Raw genomic sequence first — 18,688 nt, 5'->3', positions numbered from 1 at the left:
TTTACCGACCGCGTCCCTTTTTGTCCCCACTCTTTTTCAATGGGGATTGGCGGTCTTCGCTTTCTTTTAAAAAGCGGTTTAATTTATCTTCAAAGCCTTCTCCACGCTCTCGGTGGTTTCGCGGCGGACGCTCTTTTTCCTGTGCTTTTTTAATCGACAAACCAATCTTGCCTTCACGGATACTCAGTACTTTTACAATCACCTTATCACCAATCTTCAAAAACTGATGAATATCTTTGACGTAAACGTCCGAAATCTCACTGATGTGGACAAGACCGGTCACATTCCCAGGCAGCTCTATAAACGCGCCAAATTTCGTGATACCTGTCACTTTTCCTTCAAGTTTGCTCCCGACCTCGACTCCCATGTATGTGGAAAGCCTCCCTCTCCTCGAAGATCAGATAAGGCAACTTATTCTGGAATCACGTAAATACTCTCGCCCTGCTTGGTGTAGAAAATTCGTTTGCGCGCTAGCTCCGCCAGGTATTCCTGATCGTTGAGACGGCTCGCTTCATAGGTAAGCTCCTCTTGCTTTTGCTGCAAGGCCGCTGCTTCTTGCTTCAGGGTCTCCAGCTCGGTTTTCTTCTGCGCCAGCACACCACTCTGCAAGTAAAGGGTATAGCCAGTCCAGATGAAAAAGCAGAGGACAAAAAAGAAAAAGAGCCTCATTCTACGCCGTTGCCCTTTTCGATTAGTTGGCATGGATATCGCTTCTTTCATGAGTAGGCCACCTCGTTTTTACTCCCGCTTTCTCTTTGAGTGAAACCAATTCTTCCAATTGGTCCAAATTCCTGTTGTTTTCCCGAACATTTTTTTCCCCAAAACTTGACCCCATTTGGCAAACGGAGAAATGACAAAACGCGTCACTTTCCACAAAAAGCCTGTGATCGCAAGCAATACGGAATACAAAAATGCCAGCAACATCAGGATCACTCGGTACAAAAACAACACGGGACGTACTACGAGGGTGTCAATGATTTGTATAATTGTTCGGTATAACCACTGACAAAATTTTATCACGCGGTGTAAAAAATGGATATACTTCTTACTACCTATTAAAAAATACAGCCATGCACCAAAGATCATTCCAAAAAAGATGGGGAATCGAATGACACCATCGTTCACTTTTAAAAGGATGTAGAAAACAGCGCCCATGCTTCCTACCCAAAAAAGGATGTCAAAGATGAACACGATCCAAAGCGGCAGCCTGCTCTTTCCTTTGAATACATGATACGTGTCAAATCCTATTCCCATTAATGCTCCACACGTCGACATGGCCAGCACCGTCTGCAGCTGAGTGACGATACTCACTTGAACAGTTTGCCGAAGAATCCTCTCGACCGATCTGACGCCTGCCCTTGCTCCAGATATGCCATTTCGTGAACCAGGCCCTCGATCGCTACTTCTCCGGTTTCCAAACTCAGATTTTTCATATGAAGATTTTGGCCACGTATAGTTAAAAAGCCGCCATCCGTCTCCAAGAGGAATTCTTCGCTGTCAAAGCTTTCGACGTTTTTCACTCCTGAAATCGCCAAGCTGCGTCGATTGATCATTACGATTTCATGGCGAGGCCGCTTCATGTGGTCATTCATGATTACTCCCCCCTAACGTACCCTTCTTGTACAATCGTATGGAGGGGGATGTCCTTTTAGAACAAAAAACCCCGCCAATAGACGGGGCTTTGCTCGCACTCTATTTATAAACGGTGTAATTTCCGTTCACATAAATGATTTTATAGCCTGTACGGTCAGCAATTGTTTTCAATGGCAGCGTTGGAATATTGTTTTTCAATTGAACAGCTGCGGGAAGGGTTACGTTTTGTCCGTTAATATTGACTACGTTCGAACCCACTTTAAAATTCATGACCGTATTTCCGCTGACGACCTTCGCTGTCGTTTTTGTGTAGCTGATTTGGAAGCCTAGCGCATCACGGAAAAACGTAGTAGGAATCAGCGTGTTGCCGTTTACCGTATAAGGAGCCACTGCCAGAGCAGTTGTTTTACCCGACTTGGTAAAATTCGCTACATCCGCTTTGAAGCTGACACCGTTCAGCGCAACGACGGTCGTTGGGCGAGCAAACAGCAATCCTTTTTCCTCCGATGTGTACACACCGATGCTGTATACACCAGCAGTCGCCGGGTTCACGACACCTGCTGTTTCCGCGATATTTACCTGAACAGCGGTTTGTGCCGGAATATCCTGAGAAGGATAAATAATGAGATTTTGCCCACGCACACCTACGTAGTTGGCAGCCACACCGTTTACCGTTACCGTGTTTGCTGGCAGATAGGCAGGTACGCGGAATCCGGCAGGAAGTACGACCTCCACGAAGCCTTGGGCACGTGGAATCGCAACACCCAGACCTTTAATACCAATCGAAAGGCCCGCAGGAGTAGCAGCTGTCGCTCTTGTGAGGCCGATGGTTGCCAGCGAATTGTCTACTGCAATAGGGGTAGGGATTGCCGCACCAGTAATCTGGAATTCTTTGGAGCGATACGTTTTGCCATCCACTTTGGCCGTGATGTTATAAAATCCTGCTGTTCTAGGGTTGGTAATATACGCATCCTGGGTAAATCGGATCGTGATGCTGTCTGTGCTCTTGAATCCACTTGGTGTACGGAAGCTAACCCTGCTTCCACTGGTAGACAGATTCGACACCTGGTCTCCGTTCACCGTTACATTATAAGCGGAGAGCACAGGCGGCACCATATCTGCTGTTGGGAAGTCAACCTGAATGTCTGTATTCGAATACAGTTTTTCGGATAGTTCCAAATCAAGCGTATAGCTGGCGCGTGCTCCTGCTTTGTAATCGGACATCCCCACCGAGATCGATGAAGAACTGGAGGAGGAAGATCCGCTTACCTCTACATCTTTTGATTTATACTCTTTGTCATCGTATTCAATCGTAAAGGTATAATATTTATCTGCCTTTGATGGATTCACGATTCCTGCTGATTTCGAAAATTCTAGATCAATATAGTTGTCTCCATCTACTCTGCTCGGAACCTCGATACGAACCGAATTATTAGACAAAATTGATACGTAATCGACCTTTTCACCATTCACTCGAACGTCAGACTTGTTAATACTCTTGGGAAGCATGTCCTTGGTCGGGAAGTTCACGTAAATGTATTTGCCCTTTTTGAGCTTTGTCTTGGAAGCTAGGCTCAGCTTACCCAGCGTCAGCGAGATTGCCGCTTCAGAGTCTTTGCTGCTAAGTGAGACTACGAATTTTCCGCTGCTGCTACTGCTGCTCGAAGACTTGCCAATGCTGATTTTTTCATATTTGTACGTACTCTCAGCACTTGTCTTCACACCGATCGAATAACTGTCCTTGTCGTCCGGGTTGGTTACTTTGTCGATGGTCAGTACGAGGGTTGTGCCTTTTTTGATCTTTTCGTCTACTTCGATATCGACAGTTGTCTTGGATGCATCCACGCTGTAAATCGCAATTTTATCGCCGTCGTCATCCTCTAGCGTAACATCCTTCTTTTTCAGGTTCTTGTCTACCTGATATCCAGAAGGAAATTTGACGGTAATCGTACCGCCCGCTTTCAGTTCCTTGTCGATTTCGAACTCAATTGTATATTCTGTTTCCTCGTCTACACCCGTATCGTCCGCCGAAACCTCTTCAACGGTAAGTGCATATGCAGCATGCGGTACCAAGACAAATGGGCTAGCCAACACCGATGTTGCCAGCAGTAATGAAATCCCTTTTTTCGCGCTCTTGTTCAACGGTAACTCCTCCCTTTTCCGTGAAAAACGCCCGTGACGTCTTTCAAAAAATTGGATGTGACCGCTTGCGGTCAGCACAACACAGCCAAGACTGTGATCTGCAATTCCTTCTATGATAGGAAAAGTTCGACAAAAAAAGGTTACAGACTGGTAACGAATGGCTTTACCCAAAGCATACAAAGAAGCTGCTCAGTATAGCGAGCAGCCTCTTTCTACGTCTCTTTATTCTGGCGACAAGCTTTCCAATAGGGCATCGCCTTTGCTTCCTATTTTGATGATCGCGTACTTTGCGGTTCTCTCGACCTCCAGACCGGTTCCTTCTGGGACAAAAAAGCTTTCGATCCCATACTCGATCCGTTGGTAGCCAACTGTCGTCCCGTTGATGATGACATCATCCGCCTGTTTTTCATACGGCTGATTCCACACACCATCTTGTTCGTAGAACCCGCTATATCCGTGTATCCCGTTTTCCTGTTTCCTCAGCACGATCCGAAGCTTCTTGCCAGCCTCGAAGTCCGTATCCGGCAAAGTAGCGATTGTATAAGACAGCTGTACATAATCCCCTTGCAGCAGGGAGCGCGGGTCTACTGGTGCCAGCTCAAGCTTTACTGTCATTCCGTTGGTCAGAATGGACTCGCTGCTCCATACCTGATAGCCGAGCAGCGCAAATTGCAGCAGAATTGTAGCACCAAGCAAGAGTCGTTTATGCCTTTGCAAAAAAAACGGTGTCTGTAGCGGCGCTTCTTCTTTCGAGCGACGTTCCAGCCAATAGCTGACTGCAAAAAACAACAAGCTAAGTAGTATCAGTGAGAGCGATTTGTGCAGCAAGCTCCAGAGGAAGTCGTAGTATTTCATCAGTAAAAAGGCGAACCAAAAGCCAAGGATGATGCCAAAATCAACTCGCCTGTTTTGATGCAGGGTACGGTAGAGCATATACGTGGTAAATCCGAAAAACACTAGATTAATCGCTACATTCATAGCAGGGCCGTACGAATTCGTCTCCGTCAGCGCTAAAAAGCTGAGTAGCGCATAAACCAAGGAGCTGTTTTGCAAAACGACTGGCAAACGCGGAAGGAAATACATCGCTAGCTGTGAGACAATCACAATTAGCAAAGCGAGCTCTTCGCGAACCGCATATTGATGACCCAGCTGAAAATACAGAACGAGCAGAAACGCCAGCTGAGTCAACAGCCTCGCAGGAATACTGGACAAAGTAAACCACGCATACAGAAGCACGGCCAGGAAAAAGATCCAGTAATAGCCCTCCAAAAAGATCGATGAGCCGGCTGCGAGGAGATATCCCATCGTAAGCAGCGTATACCTCACCGTTGCATTCATTCTGGAATAGAACAGGACCGGTGCAACAAAGCCGATCAAAGACAAGAAGAAGATAAAATTAACAACTGTTTCATCCTCCAAAATCAGGAACAGCAGCCCCGTCAACGAGATGGCTCCAATCAAGGAAGCAATCGTGGTGACCAGAACCGTAAACGCCTCCTGGAAAAACCGCACCCAACCACTCTGTTGATATGGCGAATCCTGACGCAGCCATTTGATACCAGCCACCGCTCCCCATACAAGTCCAGCCGCTACCAGCAAAGCAATCAGAAAGAAGCCCTCTGAGAAATGCCTCATCATAAACCAAAAGAAATTCGCCAGTAAAAACAGGGCCAAAAATGCAGACGTGGCAATTAACAAGCCACGATTCGGTACCCCTTTTAAAAAGGTGATAAATAAGCCTACCCCAAGCAGCATATATAAAAGCTCTGGAAACGGGCCGTATACATCCACAAAAGAAGAGGTAAACAGACTTACTTGAAAAACAAAAAAGGAAAGGTAGTAGATCGGACGCGATTGGAGTCTCCCTGTCGAGGTGAGCCAGAATAACGCGATATTCACGAGTGCAATCAGCCAGAAAACCATGAACCACCATTCATCCTCACGAGCCACATTGACAACAGAAGGGTCCAGAAAGAAGAAGACTGCCAAGTGTGCGAGAACGTAGCTAATCACGTAAAAGGGCTGATAACGGGTCCATATGGCAAAAAGCAGATTGGGGATGAACCAGACGACAAAAAGCATGTAGCTATCCGCGTGGGAATTGTATATTTGCCCAAGTAGGGCTACGCTCAGCCCAAATGCCAGCCCTCCGGCTACCAACAGCCAATTACTAATGAACGAATGGCGTTTTAATATGAATGCTCCCACATAGGAAAACAGATAAAAAAGAGCCAACACTGCAGCACTCACACCGATTTTTCCCCATCGATCGAGCGCAGGCCAATTCGAGGCAAAGAAGTAAAACAAGGCTGAAAGCAAAAGCGAAATGGCTAGGAAGTAACCCATACGCACTCCTCTTTGTTGCATCTGTTACCACATCCTTTCTTTTCGCTTTCATTTACCCCCATTATATCCTTTTTTTTCATGAAGGCAGTAGTCTAGAGATCTTCCTCTCGATTCTTTATATAGGCATAGCCCTTCGGCGTTAGTTGACAGCCCGCTCGCCCTATTTGTACGTTAACCAGTCCTTTTTGGCGGAGAGAATCGACCTGCTTACGAATCATGTTCTCTGTCAAAAGAACGCCTCTTTCTCTAGCCAGCTGCATGAGATGCTTCCGCCCTGTATGAAGCCCTCTCACTTTGGCTTCCAGAACGAGCTCCAAAAGAAGTCGCTCGACGTTCATCTCCACATATTCAGCGGGCACGAGCTTTTCATCTCGCTGATTCACCGCCTGTCTCGGCTGGGTCATCTTGTCGCTCGCGCTTGCTACCTGCACAACAGCTTCGCCAATGCTAAAGGGCAGGTCCTCGATTTGTAAGTCTCCATCGTTCATAATTGATAAATATTCAATCGTGTTCTCCAGCTCCCTGACGTTTCCGGGCCAATGGTACTGAGTAATGACGTCTATGATGGGCTCTGGCAATTCCGTGGGCATCTTCTTTTTCTTCAAAAAGTGCTGGGCCAAATAAGGGATATCCTCTTTGCGTTCCCGAAGCGGCGGTACCTCGATTTGCAATACTTTGAGCCGATAGTATAGATCTTCGCGGAATTTCTCTTCCCTTATCATCGTAGCCAGATTGCGATTGGTCGCTGCGATGACGCGAACATCGACCGGGAGCACCCTGGTTCCTCCTACTTTAATAATCTCTTTTTGCTGAACAACCCGAAGAAGTCTAGTTTGCAGATGGGGAGAAATATCGCCGATCTCGTCCAGAAAAATTGTTCCTCTATGAGCTTGTTCAAACAGGCCGGGCTTTCCTCCTTTTTTCGCACCAGTAAAGGCCCCATCTTCATACCCGAACAACTCCGATTCCAACAACGACTCAGGAAGCGCGCTGCAATTGACAGCTACAAAGGGAAAGTTGGCCCTGAGCGACGCATTGTGAAGAGAGTGAGCAAACAGCTCCTTGCCCGTTCCGTTTTCGCCCAGGATGAGCACACCCAAATCGTTTGGCGCCATACGCTGTGCGCGGCTGACCACCCGCTTCATGATCGGTGAATTCGTTACGATGTCTGAAAAGTGAAAGCGTGCCGTATGTCCATTCGTTCTGAGCTGGGTCCTGAGCTTTAGCTCCAATTCCTCGACTTCCTTGGCAATCTTGAGCGTAATGACACCTTCTGCCACATTCCCGCGACTCAAAATCTTCATATTATTAACCAGAATATTCTGGTTTCGAATCGTAATTAATTGATTTTGCATATCCACGTCTAAAAAGCTTGTATCAATCTGCATTTCTCTGCACACACCGCGTATATCCCGATTCGCTACGCGAGAAAACGGCAAGGCCAGAATTTCTTCCGCTACTTTGTTGAGAAAAGTAATCTTTCCTCGTTCGTCATACGTAACGACTCCGTCCTGAACCATGTTCAGCGTTTCCTCGAACAAGTTTTTTGTGTGAATCAAGCCATGCATGGTCGCTTGCAGACCTTGGCTACGCGAAACGATTTTTTTCGCGTATTCATTTAAGATGAGCGTCGTCTCATGATTGAGCAGGTGAAAGCGCATCAGCATCTCCACCATCGTACTAATATCGACGACCCTCTCTCCTACATCAATGACATGCTCGATATGAGCGGGGACAAAGCTGCGCTCGCCAGGCGTAATCGCGATCGCCGATTCTGGCTGTTCTGGAACGCCAGGGTAGCACGGCAGCAGATTGACATTTCTGAGCCCTAATTCATAGATCAACGAGATCGTCTCCACGGCAGAGTCGCGCTCATCATTGACAATCATATAATTTCCGTCGGGTAGGTTTTTGATTTTTTCCCACCCTGCTTTGGACAATGTTCGACCTATAATTTGTACATCTGTCCGTTTATTGATCACAGCAGGTGATGAGCGGGTAAAAATAATATGCGAACTGACCAATATCAAGTCGACATCAAGCGCCATACTCTCTTCATAGCGGCCCGCAGCCATCGGGATGAATGAAATATACGCGCCCCAAAGAGCCGTGAGCTGATCACAGATTCGTTGACTGGTTGTTTCATATCCGGCAATGATGGCAACTTTTACGATTGAAATGGGAAACACCCCCGTAAGCTGATCGCATCTATTCATTTTTATTTGAAGCAAAGAAAAAACTTCACATATTTTCATATATGAAGTAAAAGATACGATCCCATCATGCTCTTTTTTGCTGATGGTTCTATTTAGTTGTAACATAATTCTGTTTTCTTAAACATCCCTAAGTGTTGGAGGTACTTCTTTGTATCCCTTTGATTTTACCGCACCCATGATGATCCCGATCGCCATCCATACGAAACCAACCATGAACGTCCTGGCGTCAAAGCCGGACCAAACAAACACGATAATACTAAAGCCAATTGCCGGAAGTACGGCGTATTTCAAAAAGCCCTTGAAATCTCTTTGACGTTTTTTAATAAAGAAGTAAGCAAAAACGGTTATGTTCAAAAGCATAAAGGAAGTGAGCGCGCCAAAGTTTAACAGCTGCACGATCGCTTCGATTGAAACAGTAACCGCAACTACCAGTGTAACGATTCCGACAAAGATGGTCGCGTTGAACGGTGTCTTGTATTGCGGATGGATCTTGCCCAAGACCCCTGAAAACGGCAGCAGCTTGTCTCTGCTCATGGAATAAATAATACGGGAGATAGCGGATTGAATCGCGAGCGCGTTCGCGACACCTACTGCGAGAACGCCCACGATGATGAACGTATAGTAGAGCCAGTCTCCCCCAACCTCTCTTGCGATATCAAACATCGCCATGTCAGGGTCGAGATTCTCGTATTGTGGATGAGCCAGCGCCGCTACATAGGTCTGAACCACAAACAGCAGCCCGATAATTAATAGAGATGATACGGTAGCTCTTCCGACTGTTTTGACCGGATTTTTGACTTCCTCTGACAATGTACTGATGACGTCAAAGCCTAAAAATCCTAGAACCGCAATCGAGGTTGCCGTTGCGAGAAAGCCAAGGTCCATTTTGTCAGCCTGGAACAACGGCTCCAAAGAGAATCCGCCTGCGCCATGTCCATCGATAAAGACGTACTTTACGGCAAAAAAGATAAAGAGTGCGAGAATGATCAGCTCCATGGCAAGGAAGATCCGATTGGCAATCGCAGTCAGCGTGATTCCGCGAGCGATAATGAATGTATTGATGATCGTGAATATCAGAATAATTAAATAAATAGGGATGGATGGAATGATTCGGTTCAGCCACAATGCAGCAAAGCCTGTCAGCAGCGCCGGACACATGATGTAGTCGATCATGATCAGCCAGCCTGTCACAAAACCAACATGTGGATTCAAGCCACGCTGTACATAGGAGTAGACAGAGCCTGAAATGGGAAACTCTCTACTCATTGTATTGTAGCTTAGCGCGGTAAATACCATCGCAACAATCCCGATCATGTATACAAACGGAACCATCCCAAAGCTCGAACTTGCTACGAGTCCATACACCTCAATGGGCGCGATCGGCAGCATGGTGATTAAACCATAAATGATGAGGTCTTTTAATGTCAGTCCGCGATGCAGCTCCTGCTTATACCCAAACTTCTCGGTATCGTGGCCTGTTTCAGTGCTGCCCTTATTCAATTCTGCACTCGAAATACTTCCCATACGCCATTCCCACCTTATTTGAGATGTTCTGTGGTCAAAAGTGGAGCGGGTACTGACTGGCTTGCTGCCACCCGCTCACTCTGCCACTGTCTGTCAGTTCATTTCTTTTTTGCCTAGTCTACAGGGTCAACGCAACGTATTTGGACTCCAAATACTCATCCAAGCCGTGACGGCCGCCTTCTCTGCCCATACCGCTTTCCTTTACCCCGCCGAACGGAGCTTGGACATAGGCAAGCGAGGTTCCGTTTACGCCGATATTACCCGTCTCCAACTCCTGAATCACGCGATAGATGCGCGCTGCGTCTTTCGTGTAGAAATAGGCTGCCAGTCCATACGGCGTGTTGTTTGCACGCTTCAATACCTCTGCCTCATCCTTGAACGTGAGAATCGGTGCCACTGGTCCAAAAATCTCTTCCTGAGTGATGTTCATCTCAGGTGTTACTTGATCGAGCACAGTAGGCGCATAAAAGCTTCCTTTTTGATACACGCCTTCTTCTATGCGCTTGCCGCCTGTCAGCACTTTGGCACCTTTGGCAACCGCATCGTTGACCAATGCCTCTACCTTTTTGACAGCTCCCTGATCAATCAGCGGACCGACATCTGCGTCCGGCTGTGTGCCGATGTCTACCTTCAAACCACTGACCAGCTCTACGATTTTTTCAGCCAGCTGCTCGCGAATATCTTCATGAGCATAAATCAGGTTAATTCCGTTGCATACCTGCCCGCAGTTTTCAAACTTGTTGTCCACGATATCACGCGCAGCTTTGTCCAAATCGGCATCCGGGAAGACAATCACAGGTGAGTTGCCGCCAAGCTCCAGTCCGAGCTTTTTGACCGTTTTTGCTGCCTGCTCCATCAGCAGCTTGCCTACCTCTGTAGACCCTGTAAAGGAAACCTTGCGCACCCGTGAATCGTTCATTAATACCGTTCCAATCACGTTGGAGCTGCCCGTTACGAGATTTGCTACCCCTTTGGGCAGGTTCGTGTCCATCAGAAGCTCAAACAGCGCAACTGCGATGAGTGAAGTCGTGCTCGCCGGCTTCAAGATCGCTGTGCAGCCCGCTGCAAGTGCTGGCGCTACCTTGCGCATCAGCGTAGCAGCAGGAAAGTTCATCGGTGTAATCAGCCCGACAACACCGACTGGCTCGCGATAAATCAACAATTGCTGGCCTGGATTCGAAGCGGGAATGATTTCTCCGTATGCGCGCTTGGCCTCTTCGGCATACCAGCGAAGAATTTCAACCGATCCGCCGATTTCTCCCCTTGCCTCTTTCAGGGCTTTTCCTTGTTCCTGCGAGAGAAGCTGTGCCAATTCTTCTTTGTGCAAAAGAATTCGTTCTCCCCACGCTAGCAAATAGTCGCCCCTTTGTTTCGCGGTTAGGCGAGACCAGCTTGGGAGCGCCTGGCTTGCTGCATCCACCGCACCTGTGACCAATTCCTCGGTGAGACTGGGAACATGGCCGATCACCTCACCCGTTGCCGGATTGCGTACAGCAACGACCTGATCGGTTTCTATCTTTTTACCATTAATCCAGTTATGATTCCAACGGTTCAATTGATCGACAGCCATCTATTTCCCTCCTAAATAAATTCGAAGTACTTCTTTCTCTCCCAATCTGTTACAGCAGTCAAGAAGTCCTGAAGCTCGTTTTGCGCTGCCTGCAAATAGTGATCAAACACGTCTTTGCCAAGCAATTCTTTTACGCGTTCACTCTTTTCAAACAGGCGGATCGCATCAAACAGGTTGGTGGGTAGACGCGGAACGGGCTGATCTGCCGCATTTCCACTCACAGGCTGTGGAATATCGATCTTATTCTCAATTCCGTACATTCCTGATGCCATCATCGCGGTAAGCACCAAATAGTGGTTCGCATCTGCTCCGGGAATTCGGTTTTCAAAACGGCTGGACTTGCCTTTACCGTCGTAGCGGAAAGATGTACTGCGGTTATCTATCCCCCAACTGACCGTATTCGGTGCGCCAGAGCCAAAGCTGCTGAGTCGCTTGTAGGAATTGACGTAAGGGGCATACATCAGCATCATCTCAGGTGCCAGCTCCAGCATGCCGCCAAGGAAGTAGCGACCGAGCTGTGAAAGCCCGTACTCCATGGAAGGATCGTAGAAGATGTTATTTTTTTCTTCGGTATCCCACAGGCTGATATGGGTATGTCCGCTGCTGCCGGAATCATTGGCATCTTGTTTTGCCATGAAGGTCGCCATTAAATTATTCAGTGCCGCAATTTCCTTGATGCCATTTTTATAAATAGCCGTGCGGTCCGCCATCTCCAAAACCTCGGCATAGCGAACATTCAGCTCGATCTGACCATTTCCCCACTCCCCTTTGAGAGCTTCGATCGGTACTCCTACCGCCTCCAAATTACGAGTCAGCTGGCTGAGGAACCAGTCATCCACCGTCAGTCGATAGAGAGAATAGTCGATCGGATACTCAAACAGTGGCGTCAAATTGTTGTAGTTCTTTTCGCGCACGGAGGAAGACGTTTCCCGGAACACATAAAATTCGATCTCAGAAGCTGCCTTTGCCATGAACCCTTGTTCCCGCGCCTTGTTGATTTGCCTTTTCAGCATGTTGCGAGGTGCGATGGAAACATCCGAGCCATCTTTATTTTGCAAATCAGCTAGTACGAAAGCTGTTTTGCTTTGCCACGGATACGGACGAAGCGTCGACAGATCAGGCACCGTTTTCATGTCGTGTACGCCCGTATCCCAGTTGCAAAACTTGAAGCCACCGAAGTTCAAGCTGACATCCCAAGCCAGATTGAGCGCGCATGTGTGAATCCCGTCCTTTGCATCCTCAATAAAATAGGACGCCGGCACGCGCTTTCCAAACAGCTTGCCTTGCATGTCCACACCAGCAATGATGATCGTATCAATCTCACCTTGTGCTTCCAGTTCTTTCAGACGGTTCATGTCCAGCCTTGTCATATCTGATTCGCCCTCCAAATTTGTTTAGTGGATTGTCCATCCGCCATCGACAAACAGCGTCGCGCCTGTCACGTACTCTGACTCTGGCTTTGCCAGGAACAGAACGGCATTGGCGATATCATTAGGCGTTGCCACACGTCCTACCGGAACGCGATCAAGTACCCATGCTCGAATCTCCGGATTTTCCAGACCTTTTGCTGTGAACGGCGTTTCTACTACACCCGGAGCTACACTGTTAACCGTAATTCCATGCGCGGCGAGCTCAAGCGCGATCGCTTTGGTCAGCAAATTTAGACCGCCCTTGGAGGAATTGTAGTGTGGCTGACAATGACCGCTGCTAGATACGATGCGGTGAGCCTCTACGGACGTAATATTGATAATCCGTCCCCGCGTATTCGATTTGATCATTTCCTTGGCTGCCGCTTGCGAGCACAAGAATGGTGCTTTCAGATTCACGTCATGCACCAGATCCCACTCTTCCTCTTCAATCTCCAGGAAGGTGGAGAATTTGACGATTCCTGCGTTGTTGATCAAAATGTCGAGCTTTCCAAAATGCGCGATCGTTTGCGCAATCATGCCCTCGACTTCCGCTTTTTTCGTCACGTTTACTTTGACGACCAGCGCATTGTCACCATGTTCGGAGAGGGAAACAGTCTCGTTTGCTCCATCCACGTTAATGTCGGCAATCACCACTTTTGCCCCTTCAGCCAGAAATTGCAGGGCAATCGCCCGCCCATTACCCGAACCAGCACCTGTTACAATCACTACCTTGTCACGAAAACTCATGTCATTCACCCTTTGTTTTTGAATTTTTAGTCAATTCCCTCAAAATGTCTTTGTATACATATAAGGAATGGATATCGACATACTCATCCGGCCCGTGATGATTCGCACCAACTGGACCAAACTCAACAGCAGGTACCCCTTTTGCAGCATAAAAGCGTGTATCCGCTGATCCATCCTGCCCGAAGAGAATAACCTGATCTCCCGCGAGCTGGGTGGCAACTTCACATAATTTTCTTACAAATTGATCATCGCTTTTGGTCTCGACTGGTCTGCCCTGAAATTCAACCTTGATCTCGGCATCAGGCAGCAATGCTCTGATTTGATCCATAATCTCATCAGGATTTTGCCCTGGTAAATATCGAATATCGATCCCCATTGAACAAAAATCAGGCACCTGATTATATACTTTTCCAGCCTGTATTTTTGCTAAATTGATGGACGGCTGCTTGAAATACGTTGTGCTTTCCTGAAAAACGTCCATGGAAATGATCGATTGGTAATGCTCCATTGCTTTTAGAATGGCGTTTTTACCCAGCCACGGTCTGCTGCCATGTGCAGCTTTTCCTTTTACATCGACCTTTAGCTGTAGAATCCCTTTTGCGTGAACGCCTATCTTGAAATTCGTCGGCTCCCCGCAAATGACCAAATCCCCAAGTATTCCTTGCTGGACCAAAAAGCCGCTTCCCAGCTCACCACCAGTCTCTTCGTCTGGCACCAATGCCAAAATCACTTTGCAATCAGGAGGATTCTTGACCAATTCAGCCATCAGCACCATCATCGAGGCCACTGCTCCCAGCATGTCGTAGCTGCCTCTGCCATACAGTCGCCCATCCGCTGTTCTTGGTGCAAACAGCTCCGGCTGCCCCGGCACAACATCCAGATGTCCGTTCAGGATGAGCGTAGATTCCCCTTCACCTACAGTCGCCACCACACTTTTTAATCCCTGATTCACATAAACGTCGACGCCTAGTCCATGGCTGCGCAACCAGTCGCAGCAATAATCGGCACTTTGATTGACCCGTTCTGCACTTGTAGCCTCAAATTGAATCAATCTACTGGCTAACGCTTCGATGGATTCCTCAAAATAATGACCATGCTCGTTTTTCATCTCTACTTTATCCAGTTGTCATTCCACCTCAGTTAAACGTAATTTGGTTTAATGGCAATACTGGACTTTGCAATCTGCATACCAACCCAAAATATCTGATTTTTCTACATTCACAATCAGGTGAATTGGGATTATCTACTTATTTAACCTAATTAGCCTATTTACCATCATTTTCTTGTACGTATTTTTTGTCGAAGAAAAAAGGACAGTGCAGTCAGATTTTCATCTAAATGCCCATCCTTTTCGATTTCTTGCATTTACGGTCTATTCTTTGCCTTTGATGTAAGCTTCCTCTTCTTTTTCGTCACGCGGCACTGGTACTTCTCCAATAACGGTGTAGAGTGATGCTGCCTCTTCTTTGCGCGGATTTTCTTTGATGTCCTCTACCTTTACGCTAACGATCTTTTGACCAAAGCGGATAGCAAGCTTGTCACCGATCTTTACGTTACTAGATGCTTTTGCCGGGCGATCGTTGATTTCCACTCGTGCCTTGTCGCATACCTCTTTTGCGAGCGTACGTCTTTTGATCAAACGAGATACTTTCAAATACTTATCCAGTCTCATGTATTATCCTCTCCCTTTCGCGTGGTGCTTGGCTTCCTCCCACCACTTGTCCATCTCCTGCAAATCCGTCTCTTCGAATGAACGGCCTGCTTCCTGGAGCTTTTGTTCGATATAGGAAAAACGCTTTTTAAATTTGTTGTTGGTTAACGCAAGTGCCTCTTCTGGGTCGAGCCCTAGGAAACGCGCCAGATTTACTACAGCAAACAACAGATCACCCAGCTCTCCCGCCCGCTCATCCTCGGATGCCTCTTGGAGCTCACGGTATTCCTCGTCTACCTTGGCGTATACATCGGCAATATTGTCCCAATCAAAGCCGACATGTGCTGCCTTCTTCTGAAGCTTGTACGCGTACATGAGTGCAGGCAGATCACGCGGGATGCCAGCCAGTTGTGACTGGGTCGTGACGTCGATTCCTTTTGCCGCTTTTTCCTGCGCCTTGATTTCCTGCCAATTCGCCAACGCCTCTTCGGAATCCTCTGCGCTTTTTTCACCGAATACATGCGGATGACGGCGAACCAGCTTTTCGTTCAAGGTAGCAATGACATCATCTACTGTAAAGTACCCTTCCTCGGCGGCCATTTGGGAATGCAGCATGATCTGCATCAACAGATCACCCAGCTCCTCGCACATCGCATCGGGGTCTTCGTCATCGATTGTCTCCAGCACTTCATACGTCTCTTCGATCAAGTTTTTGCGAATACTCTGATGCGTCTGTTCCCGATCCCACGGACAACCGTCTGGACTGCGCAAAATCGCAACGATATCTTTCAAGTGAGAAAACTGACGGTACAGTGCACTCTCATCTTTTGCAGGGGGGACGTAGACGAGAGACAAATTGCCAAAGTGACCCTGTCGATCCAGCTCGTACAATGGGACAGTCTCTATGCGCTCCTCACCTTTTACCCCCACCGCTGTCGCAACGGTCACTGGGTACTCATCCGGAAGCACGTCCATCAAGGTTAGCTTTACATCCGATGCAATAAACGCGTCATACACCTGGGCGATAATCGTATGTAAGCAAGGAGAGATCTGATGCGCAACCAATGCCGTACCATCGAGCAAGGAGAAGCCTTCGATCGGGTCAATTTTCAAACGAGCGAACAGAGGATCAATAAAGCTCTGTCCTCCGCCAATTTCGATTTCTACACCTCTTGCCGGACCATTATCCAGCAAAAGCTGAACCGTGCGCTCTGCCACGAGAGGATGGCCCGGGACCGCATATACGATCCCGTCTTCTTGTGCAGCTTTCGTCAACAGTCGTTCCACAATCTCCGCATACACTTCGGCAAAAGCATCATGCTGTTCATACACTGCATCAAATGACTCATAAGTTACGCCCTCCGCTACTAATTGCGTAACGACCGGATGCTCCTGTGTTCGCAGATACAGATGAGATGCCTGCTTGAGCGTGCGGTAAATCCCGTATGGAAGCTGATCGAGATCACCAGCACCCAAGCCTACTACCGTAAGCGTGTTTTTCGCTGTTCCCACTGGCCTTGCCTCCTTACCTGTTACGTTCGTCTATGGTCTTTCCTTAGGAAGAAATTGAAACTTGGTTAAAAGCGCTGCAATACGCTTGCCTTTTGGTAAAAAGTGAATGTCAGCTCTCGTTAGGCCACCAGTTTTGAGAAGCGCCAGCAAATAGACGACAGCACCAGCCCCGACCGCGATCAGGCCAACAATGGTTTGGAACAGTCGCTCCGAGGTGATGACTTTACCGAACAGAGCACTCGCTCCCCATTCTACAACCAGCACCACGACTGACATCATGATGACCGAGATGAATGGCCTCAGAGCTGTTTGACGCAGACCGATTCGAGCTCCGGTATATTTTTTCACCGCAAGCACATTGAGGCCCATGGCAACCAGATACGCGAGAACCGTGGACAATGCTGCACCCGCAATTCCCCAAAAAGGAACGAGCACTAGATTGAGGACAAGCTTTACAACTACCCCGATAAACAAATTGCGCGCAGGTCGCATCACCCGGCCCATTCCTTGCAAAATTCCCGCACTCGCAATACTGAGCGTCGCAAAAATAATCGTGAACGACTGGATCGCAAGTGCCTGTGTTCCTTTATCATCTCCATAGAGCATCACGTTGATTGGCTCAGCCAGCAGCGCGAGGCCAAAGGATGCTGGGAGACCTAGCAAAAAGGTAAGACGAATGGCAACCTCTGCCCGGTTGGCAATCAGCTTGTTTTGCCGCTGCGCCGCCGCTTCACTAATAGCTGGGACCAATGCCAATGAAAGCGAAGTGGCAAAGAACGTTCCAAACTGAATGAGCGGCTGCCCGCGGTCAAACGCACCTTTTGCCAGCTTGGCCAAATCTTCATGCATACCGCTCCACTGGAGCATGTTCACGACCGTCACCGAGTCTACCAGAGGAATGAGCGGCAGAACCAATGCCCCCATACAGATTGGCAGCGCATAATACAACAAGCTCTGTAGCACTTGCCGATTCGTCCACGCACTTACACCTGACGACTGTACTTGCGTCGAAGCAATCGGAAGCAGGTTATGCTTGTCCTTTTTCCAATACCACAGCAATACGAGAACAGCAGCCACCCCACCAGGGAATGCCGCAAATACTGCACCTGTTCCCGCCAAATAAGCATCCTGATACACACTCATTGCCCAAACCGCGGACAATAAAATAAAAACAACGCGAATTAACTGCTCAGCTACCTGTGAAACACCTGTAGGCATCATATTCTGGTGTCCCTGAAAATAACCTCGTAAAATAGCTGCCATCGGAACTAACGGTAACGACCAAGCGACCGCGCGAAGCGGTGTAGTCAAATGCTGATCGCCCATAAACGTGGCAATTAGAGGGGCTCCTGTATACAACAGGAGAAAGAAAAAGAAGCCGAGGATCACGAGCGAAATACTGGCTACGCGAAATGCCCTGCGCGCGCCAATTACATCGCCGACTGCCACACGCTCCGAGACGATTTTGGAGATGGCAATCGGAAAGCCTGCGGTCGCCAAAATCAGGAGGGTGGTATATAGAGGGTACACTTGCATGTATACGTACAGACCGATGTCACCGGCAATATTTTGGTACGGAATGCGGTATACTGCGCCCAACAGTTTGGAGACAAGACCGGCAACCCCGAGAATCGCGGCGCCTTTCACAAATTGTACAGATGCCTTTTCTTGACCCATGTGCGTGAAATTTCTCCTCTCCAACCAGAAACTTCGTCCATTATACCATTAGAAAACTTGGCTTTGCCAAGCCTATTGGCGCAGGCAGGGCCTTAGTAGCACTTATACTATCATCCTTATAATTTTTATAGTCTGATAGTACATGGAAAAGGCAACAAGAAAAACAGCCCCGACTGAATTGCACCCCAATTGTTAGACACACCTAACAGTTGGAGGTGCAGTTTTTTTGTCTAAGTTTACTGCAAAAGATAAATTATCAGCAGTTCTTCGCTATTTGTATGGTAAAGAGACTCATGCTGCT

15 protein-coding genes are annotated in these 18,688 nt (G+C 47.9%); all 15 read right to left on the bottom strand.

The annotated features are described in order from the left end of the window. Position 1 precedes the first annotated feature (1 nt). Complete coding sequence (locus C3B52_RS29355) at positions 2 to 367, bottom strand: S1 RNA-binding domain-containing protein (protein ID WP_103109909.1); 366 nt, start codon at positions 365 to 367, stop codon at positions 2 to 4. A 44-nt stretch (positions 368 to 411) separates the two neighbouring features. Then, positions 412 to 720, bottom strand: coding sequence for an FtsB family cell division protein (locus C3B52_RS29350; protein ID WP_103109908.1), 309 nt, complete (start codon positions 718 to 720; stop codon positions 412 to 414). 18 nt (positions 721 to 738) lie between these two features. Further along, positions 739 to 1,311, bottom strand: coding sequence for a spore cortex biosynthesis protein YabQ (gene yabQ, locus C3B52_RS29345; protein WP_103109907.1), 573 nt, complete (start codon positions 1,309 to 1,311; stop codon positions 739 to 741). Continuing rightward, the gene (yabP, locus tag C3B52_RS29340) at positions 1,308 to 1,592 is read right to left on the bottom strand and encodes a sporulation protein YabP (protein ID WP_103109906.1); all 285 of its coding nucleotides are present in this window, start codon (positions 1,590 to 1,592) and stop codon (positions 1,308 to 1,310) included. The genes yabQ and yabP overlap by 4 nt, the downstream gene beginning before the upstream one ends. Before the next feature lie 100 nt (positions 1,593 to 1,692). Further along, positions 1,693 to 3,735, bottom strand: a complete 2,043-nt coding sequence (locus tag C3B52_RS29335) for a copper amine oxidase N-terminal domain-containing protein (protein WP_103109905.1) — start codon at positions 3,733 to 3,735, stop codon at positions 1,693 to 1,695. A gap of 222 nt (positions 3,736 to 3,957) precedes the next feature. Beyond that, the gene (locus C3B52_RS29330) at positions 3,958 to 6,102 is read right to left on the bottom strand and encodes a GDYXXLXY domain-containing protein (protein ID WP_103109904.1); all 2,145 of its coding nucleotides are present in this window, start codon (positions 6,100 to 6,102) and stop codon (positions 3,958 to 3,960) included. Positions 6,103 to 6,173: 71 nt separating this feature from the next. Next, on the bottom strand, positions 6,174 to 8,297 hold the full coding sequence (locus tag C3B52_RS29325) for a sigma-54 interaction domain-containing protein (protein WP_164684988.1): 2,124 nt from the start codon (positions 8,295 to 8,297) through the stop codon (positions 6,174 to 6,176). 117 nt (positions 8,298 to 8,414) lie between these two features. Continuing rightward, positions 8,415 to 9,821: an APC family permease gene (locus C3B52_RS29320; RefSeq protein WP_103109902.1), complete on the bottom strand. Its 1,407-nt coding sequence runs from the start codon at positions 9,819 to 9,821 to the stop codon at positions 8,415 to 8,417. Positions 9,822 to 9,939: 118 nt separating this feature from the next. After that, on the bottom strand, positions 9,940 to 11,391 hold the full coding sequence (locus C3B52_RS29315; RefSeq protein WP_103109901.1) for an NAD-dependent succinate-semialdehyde dehydrogenase: 1,452 nt from the start codon (positions 11,389 to 11,391) through the stop codon (positions 9,940 to 9,942). 11 nt (positions 11,392 to 11,402) lie between these two features. Continuing rightward, positions 11,403 to 12,761, bottom strand: coding sequence for a glutamine synthetase family protein (locus tag C3B52_RS29310; protein WP_103109900.1), 1,359 nt, complete (start codon positions 12,759 to 12,761; stop codon positions 11,403 to 11,405). 24 nt (positions 12,762 to 12,785) lie between these two features. Further along, the gene (locus C3B52_RS29305; RefSeq protein ID WP_103109899.1) at positions 12,786 to 13,547 is read right to left on the bottom strand and encodes an SDR family NAD(P)-dependent oxidoreductase; all 762 of its coding nucleotides are present in this window, start codon (positions 13,545 to 13,547) and stop codon (positions 12,786 to 12,788) included. Position 13,548: 1 nt separating this feature from the next. Next, a complete protein-coding gene (locus C3B52_RS29300; RefSeq protein WP_103109898.1) occupies positions 13,549 to 14,655 on the bottom strand; it encodes a M20 family metallopeptidase in 1,107 nt (368 codons plus the stop codon). Positions 14,656 to 14,919: 264 nt separating this feature from the next. Then, positions 14,920 to 15,219: an RNA-binding S4 domain-containing protein gene (locus C3B52_RS29295; RefSeq protein WP_049742848.1), complete on the bottom strand. Its 300-nt coding sequence runs from the start codon at positions 15,217 to 15,219 to the stop codon at positions 14,920 to 14,922. Between the two features lie 3 nt (positions 15,220 to 15,222). Next, the gene (mazG, locus tag C3B52_RS29290) at positions 15,223 to 16,710 is read right to left on the bottom strand and encodes a nucleoside triphosphate pyrophosphohydrolase (RefSeq protein WP_103109897.1); all 1,488 of its coding nucleotides are present in this window, start codon (positions 16,708 to 16,710) and stop codon (positions 15,223 to 15,225) included. A gap of 30 nt (positions 16,711 to 16,740) precedes the next feature. Beyond that, positions 16,741 to 18,387 carry a putative polysaccharide biosynthesis protein gene (locus tag C3B52_RS29285; protein WP_103109896.1) on the bottom strand — a complete coding sequence of 549 codons (1,647 nt, stop codon included), beginning with the start codon at positions 18,385 to 18,387 and terminating at the stop codon, positions 16,741 to 16,743. Between the last annotated feature and the right edge of the window lie 301 nt (positions 18,388 to 18,688).

The organism is Brevibacillus reuszeri, from assembly GCF_002897295.1.
Classification (GTDB): domain Bacteria; phylum Bacillota; class Bacilli; order Brevibacillales; family Brevibacillaceae; genus Brevibacillus; species Brevibacillus reuszeri_A.
This window is presented reverse-complemented; position numbering and strand designations above follow the sequence as displayed.

Excerpts from the sequence above, each read along its gene's own strand:
- C3B52_RS29355 (WP_103109909.1), bottom strand. The coding sequence starts at position 367 with ATGGGAGTCGAGGTCGGGAGCAAACTTGAAGGAAAAGTGACAGGTATC.
- C3B52_RS29350 (WP_103109908.1), bottom strand. The coding sequence starts at position 720 with ATGAAAGAAGCGATATCCATGCCAACTAATCGAAAAGGGCAACGGCGT.
- yabP (WP_103109906.1), bottom strand. The coding sequence starts at position 1,592 with ATGAATGACCACATGAAGCGGCCTCGCCATGAAATCGTAATGATCAAT.
- C3B52_RS29330 (WP_103109904.1), bottom strand. The coding sequence starts at position 6,102 with ATGCAACAAAGAGGAGTGCGTATGGGTTACTTCCTAGCCATTTCGCTT.
- C3B52_RS29325 (WP_164684988.1), bottom strand. The coding sequence starts at position 8,297 with ATGAATAGATGCGATCAGCTTACGGGGGTGTTTCCCATTTCAATCGTA.
- C3B52_RS29320 (WP_103109902.1), bottom strand. The coding sequence starts at position 9,821 with ATGGGAAGTATTTCGAGTGCAGAATTGAATAAGGGCAGCACTGAAACA.
- C3B52_RS29315 (WP_103109901.1), bottom strand. The coding sequence starts at position 11,391 with ATGGCTGTCGATCAATTGAACCGTTGGAATCATAACTGGATTAATGGT.
- C3B52_RS29310 (WP_103109900.1), bottom strand. The coding sequence starts at position 12,761 with ATGACAAGGCTGGACATGAACCGTCTGAAAGAACTGGAAGCACAAGGT.
- C3B52_RS29305 (WP_103109899.1), bottom strand. The coding sequence starts at position 13,547 with ATGAGTTTTCGTGACAAGGTAGTGATTGTAACAGGTGCTGGTTCGGGT.
- C3B52_RS29300 (WP_103109898.1), bottom strand. The coding sequence starts at position 14,655 with ATGAAAAACGAGCATGGTCATTATTTTGAGGAATCCATCGAAGCGTTA.
- C3B52_RS29295 (WP_049742848.1), bottom strand. The coding sequence starts at position 15,219 with ATGAGACTGGATAAGTATTTGAAAGTATCTCGTTTGATCAAAAGACGT.
- C3B52_RS29285 (WP_103109896.1), bottom strand. The coding sequence starts at position 18,387 with ATGGGTCAAGAAAAGGCATCTGTACAATTTGTGAAAGGCGCCGCGATT.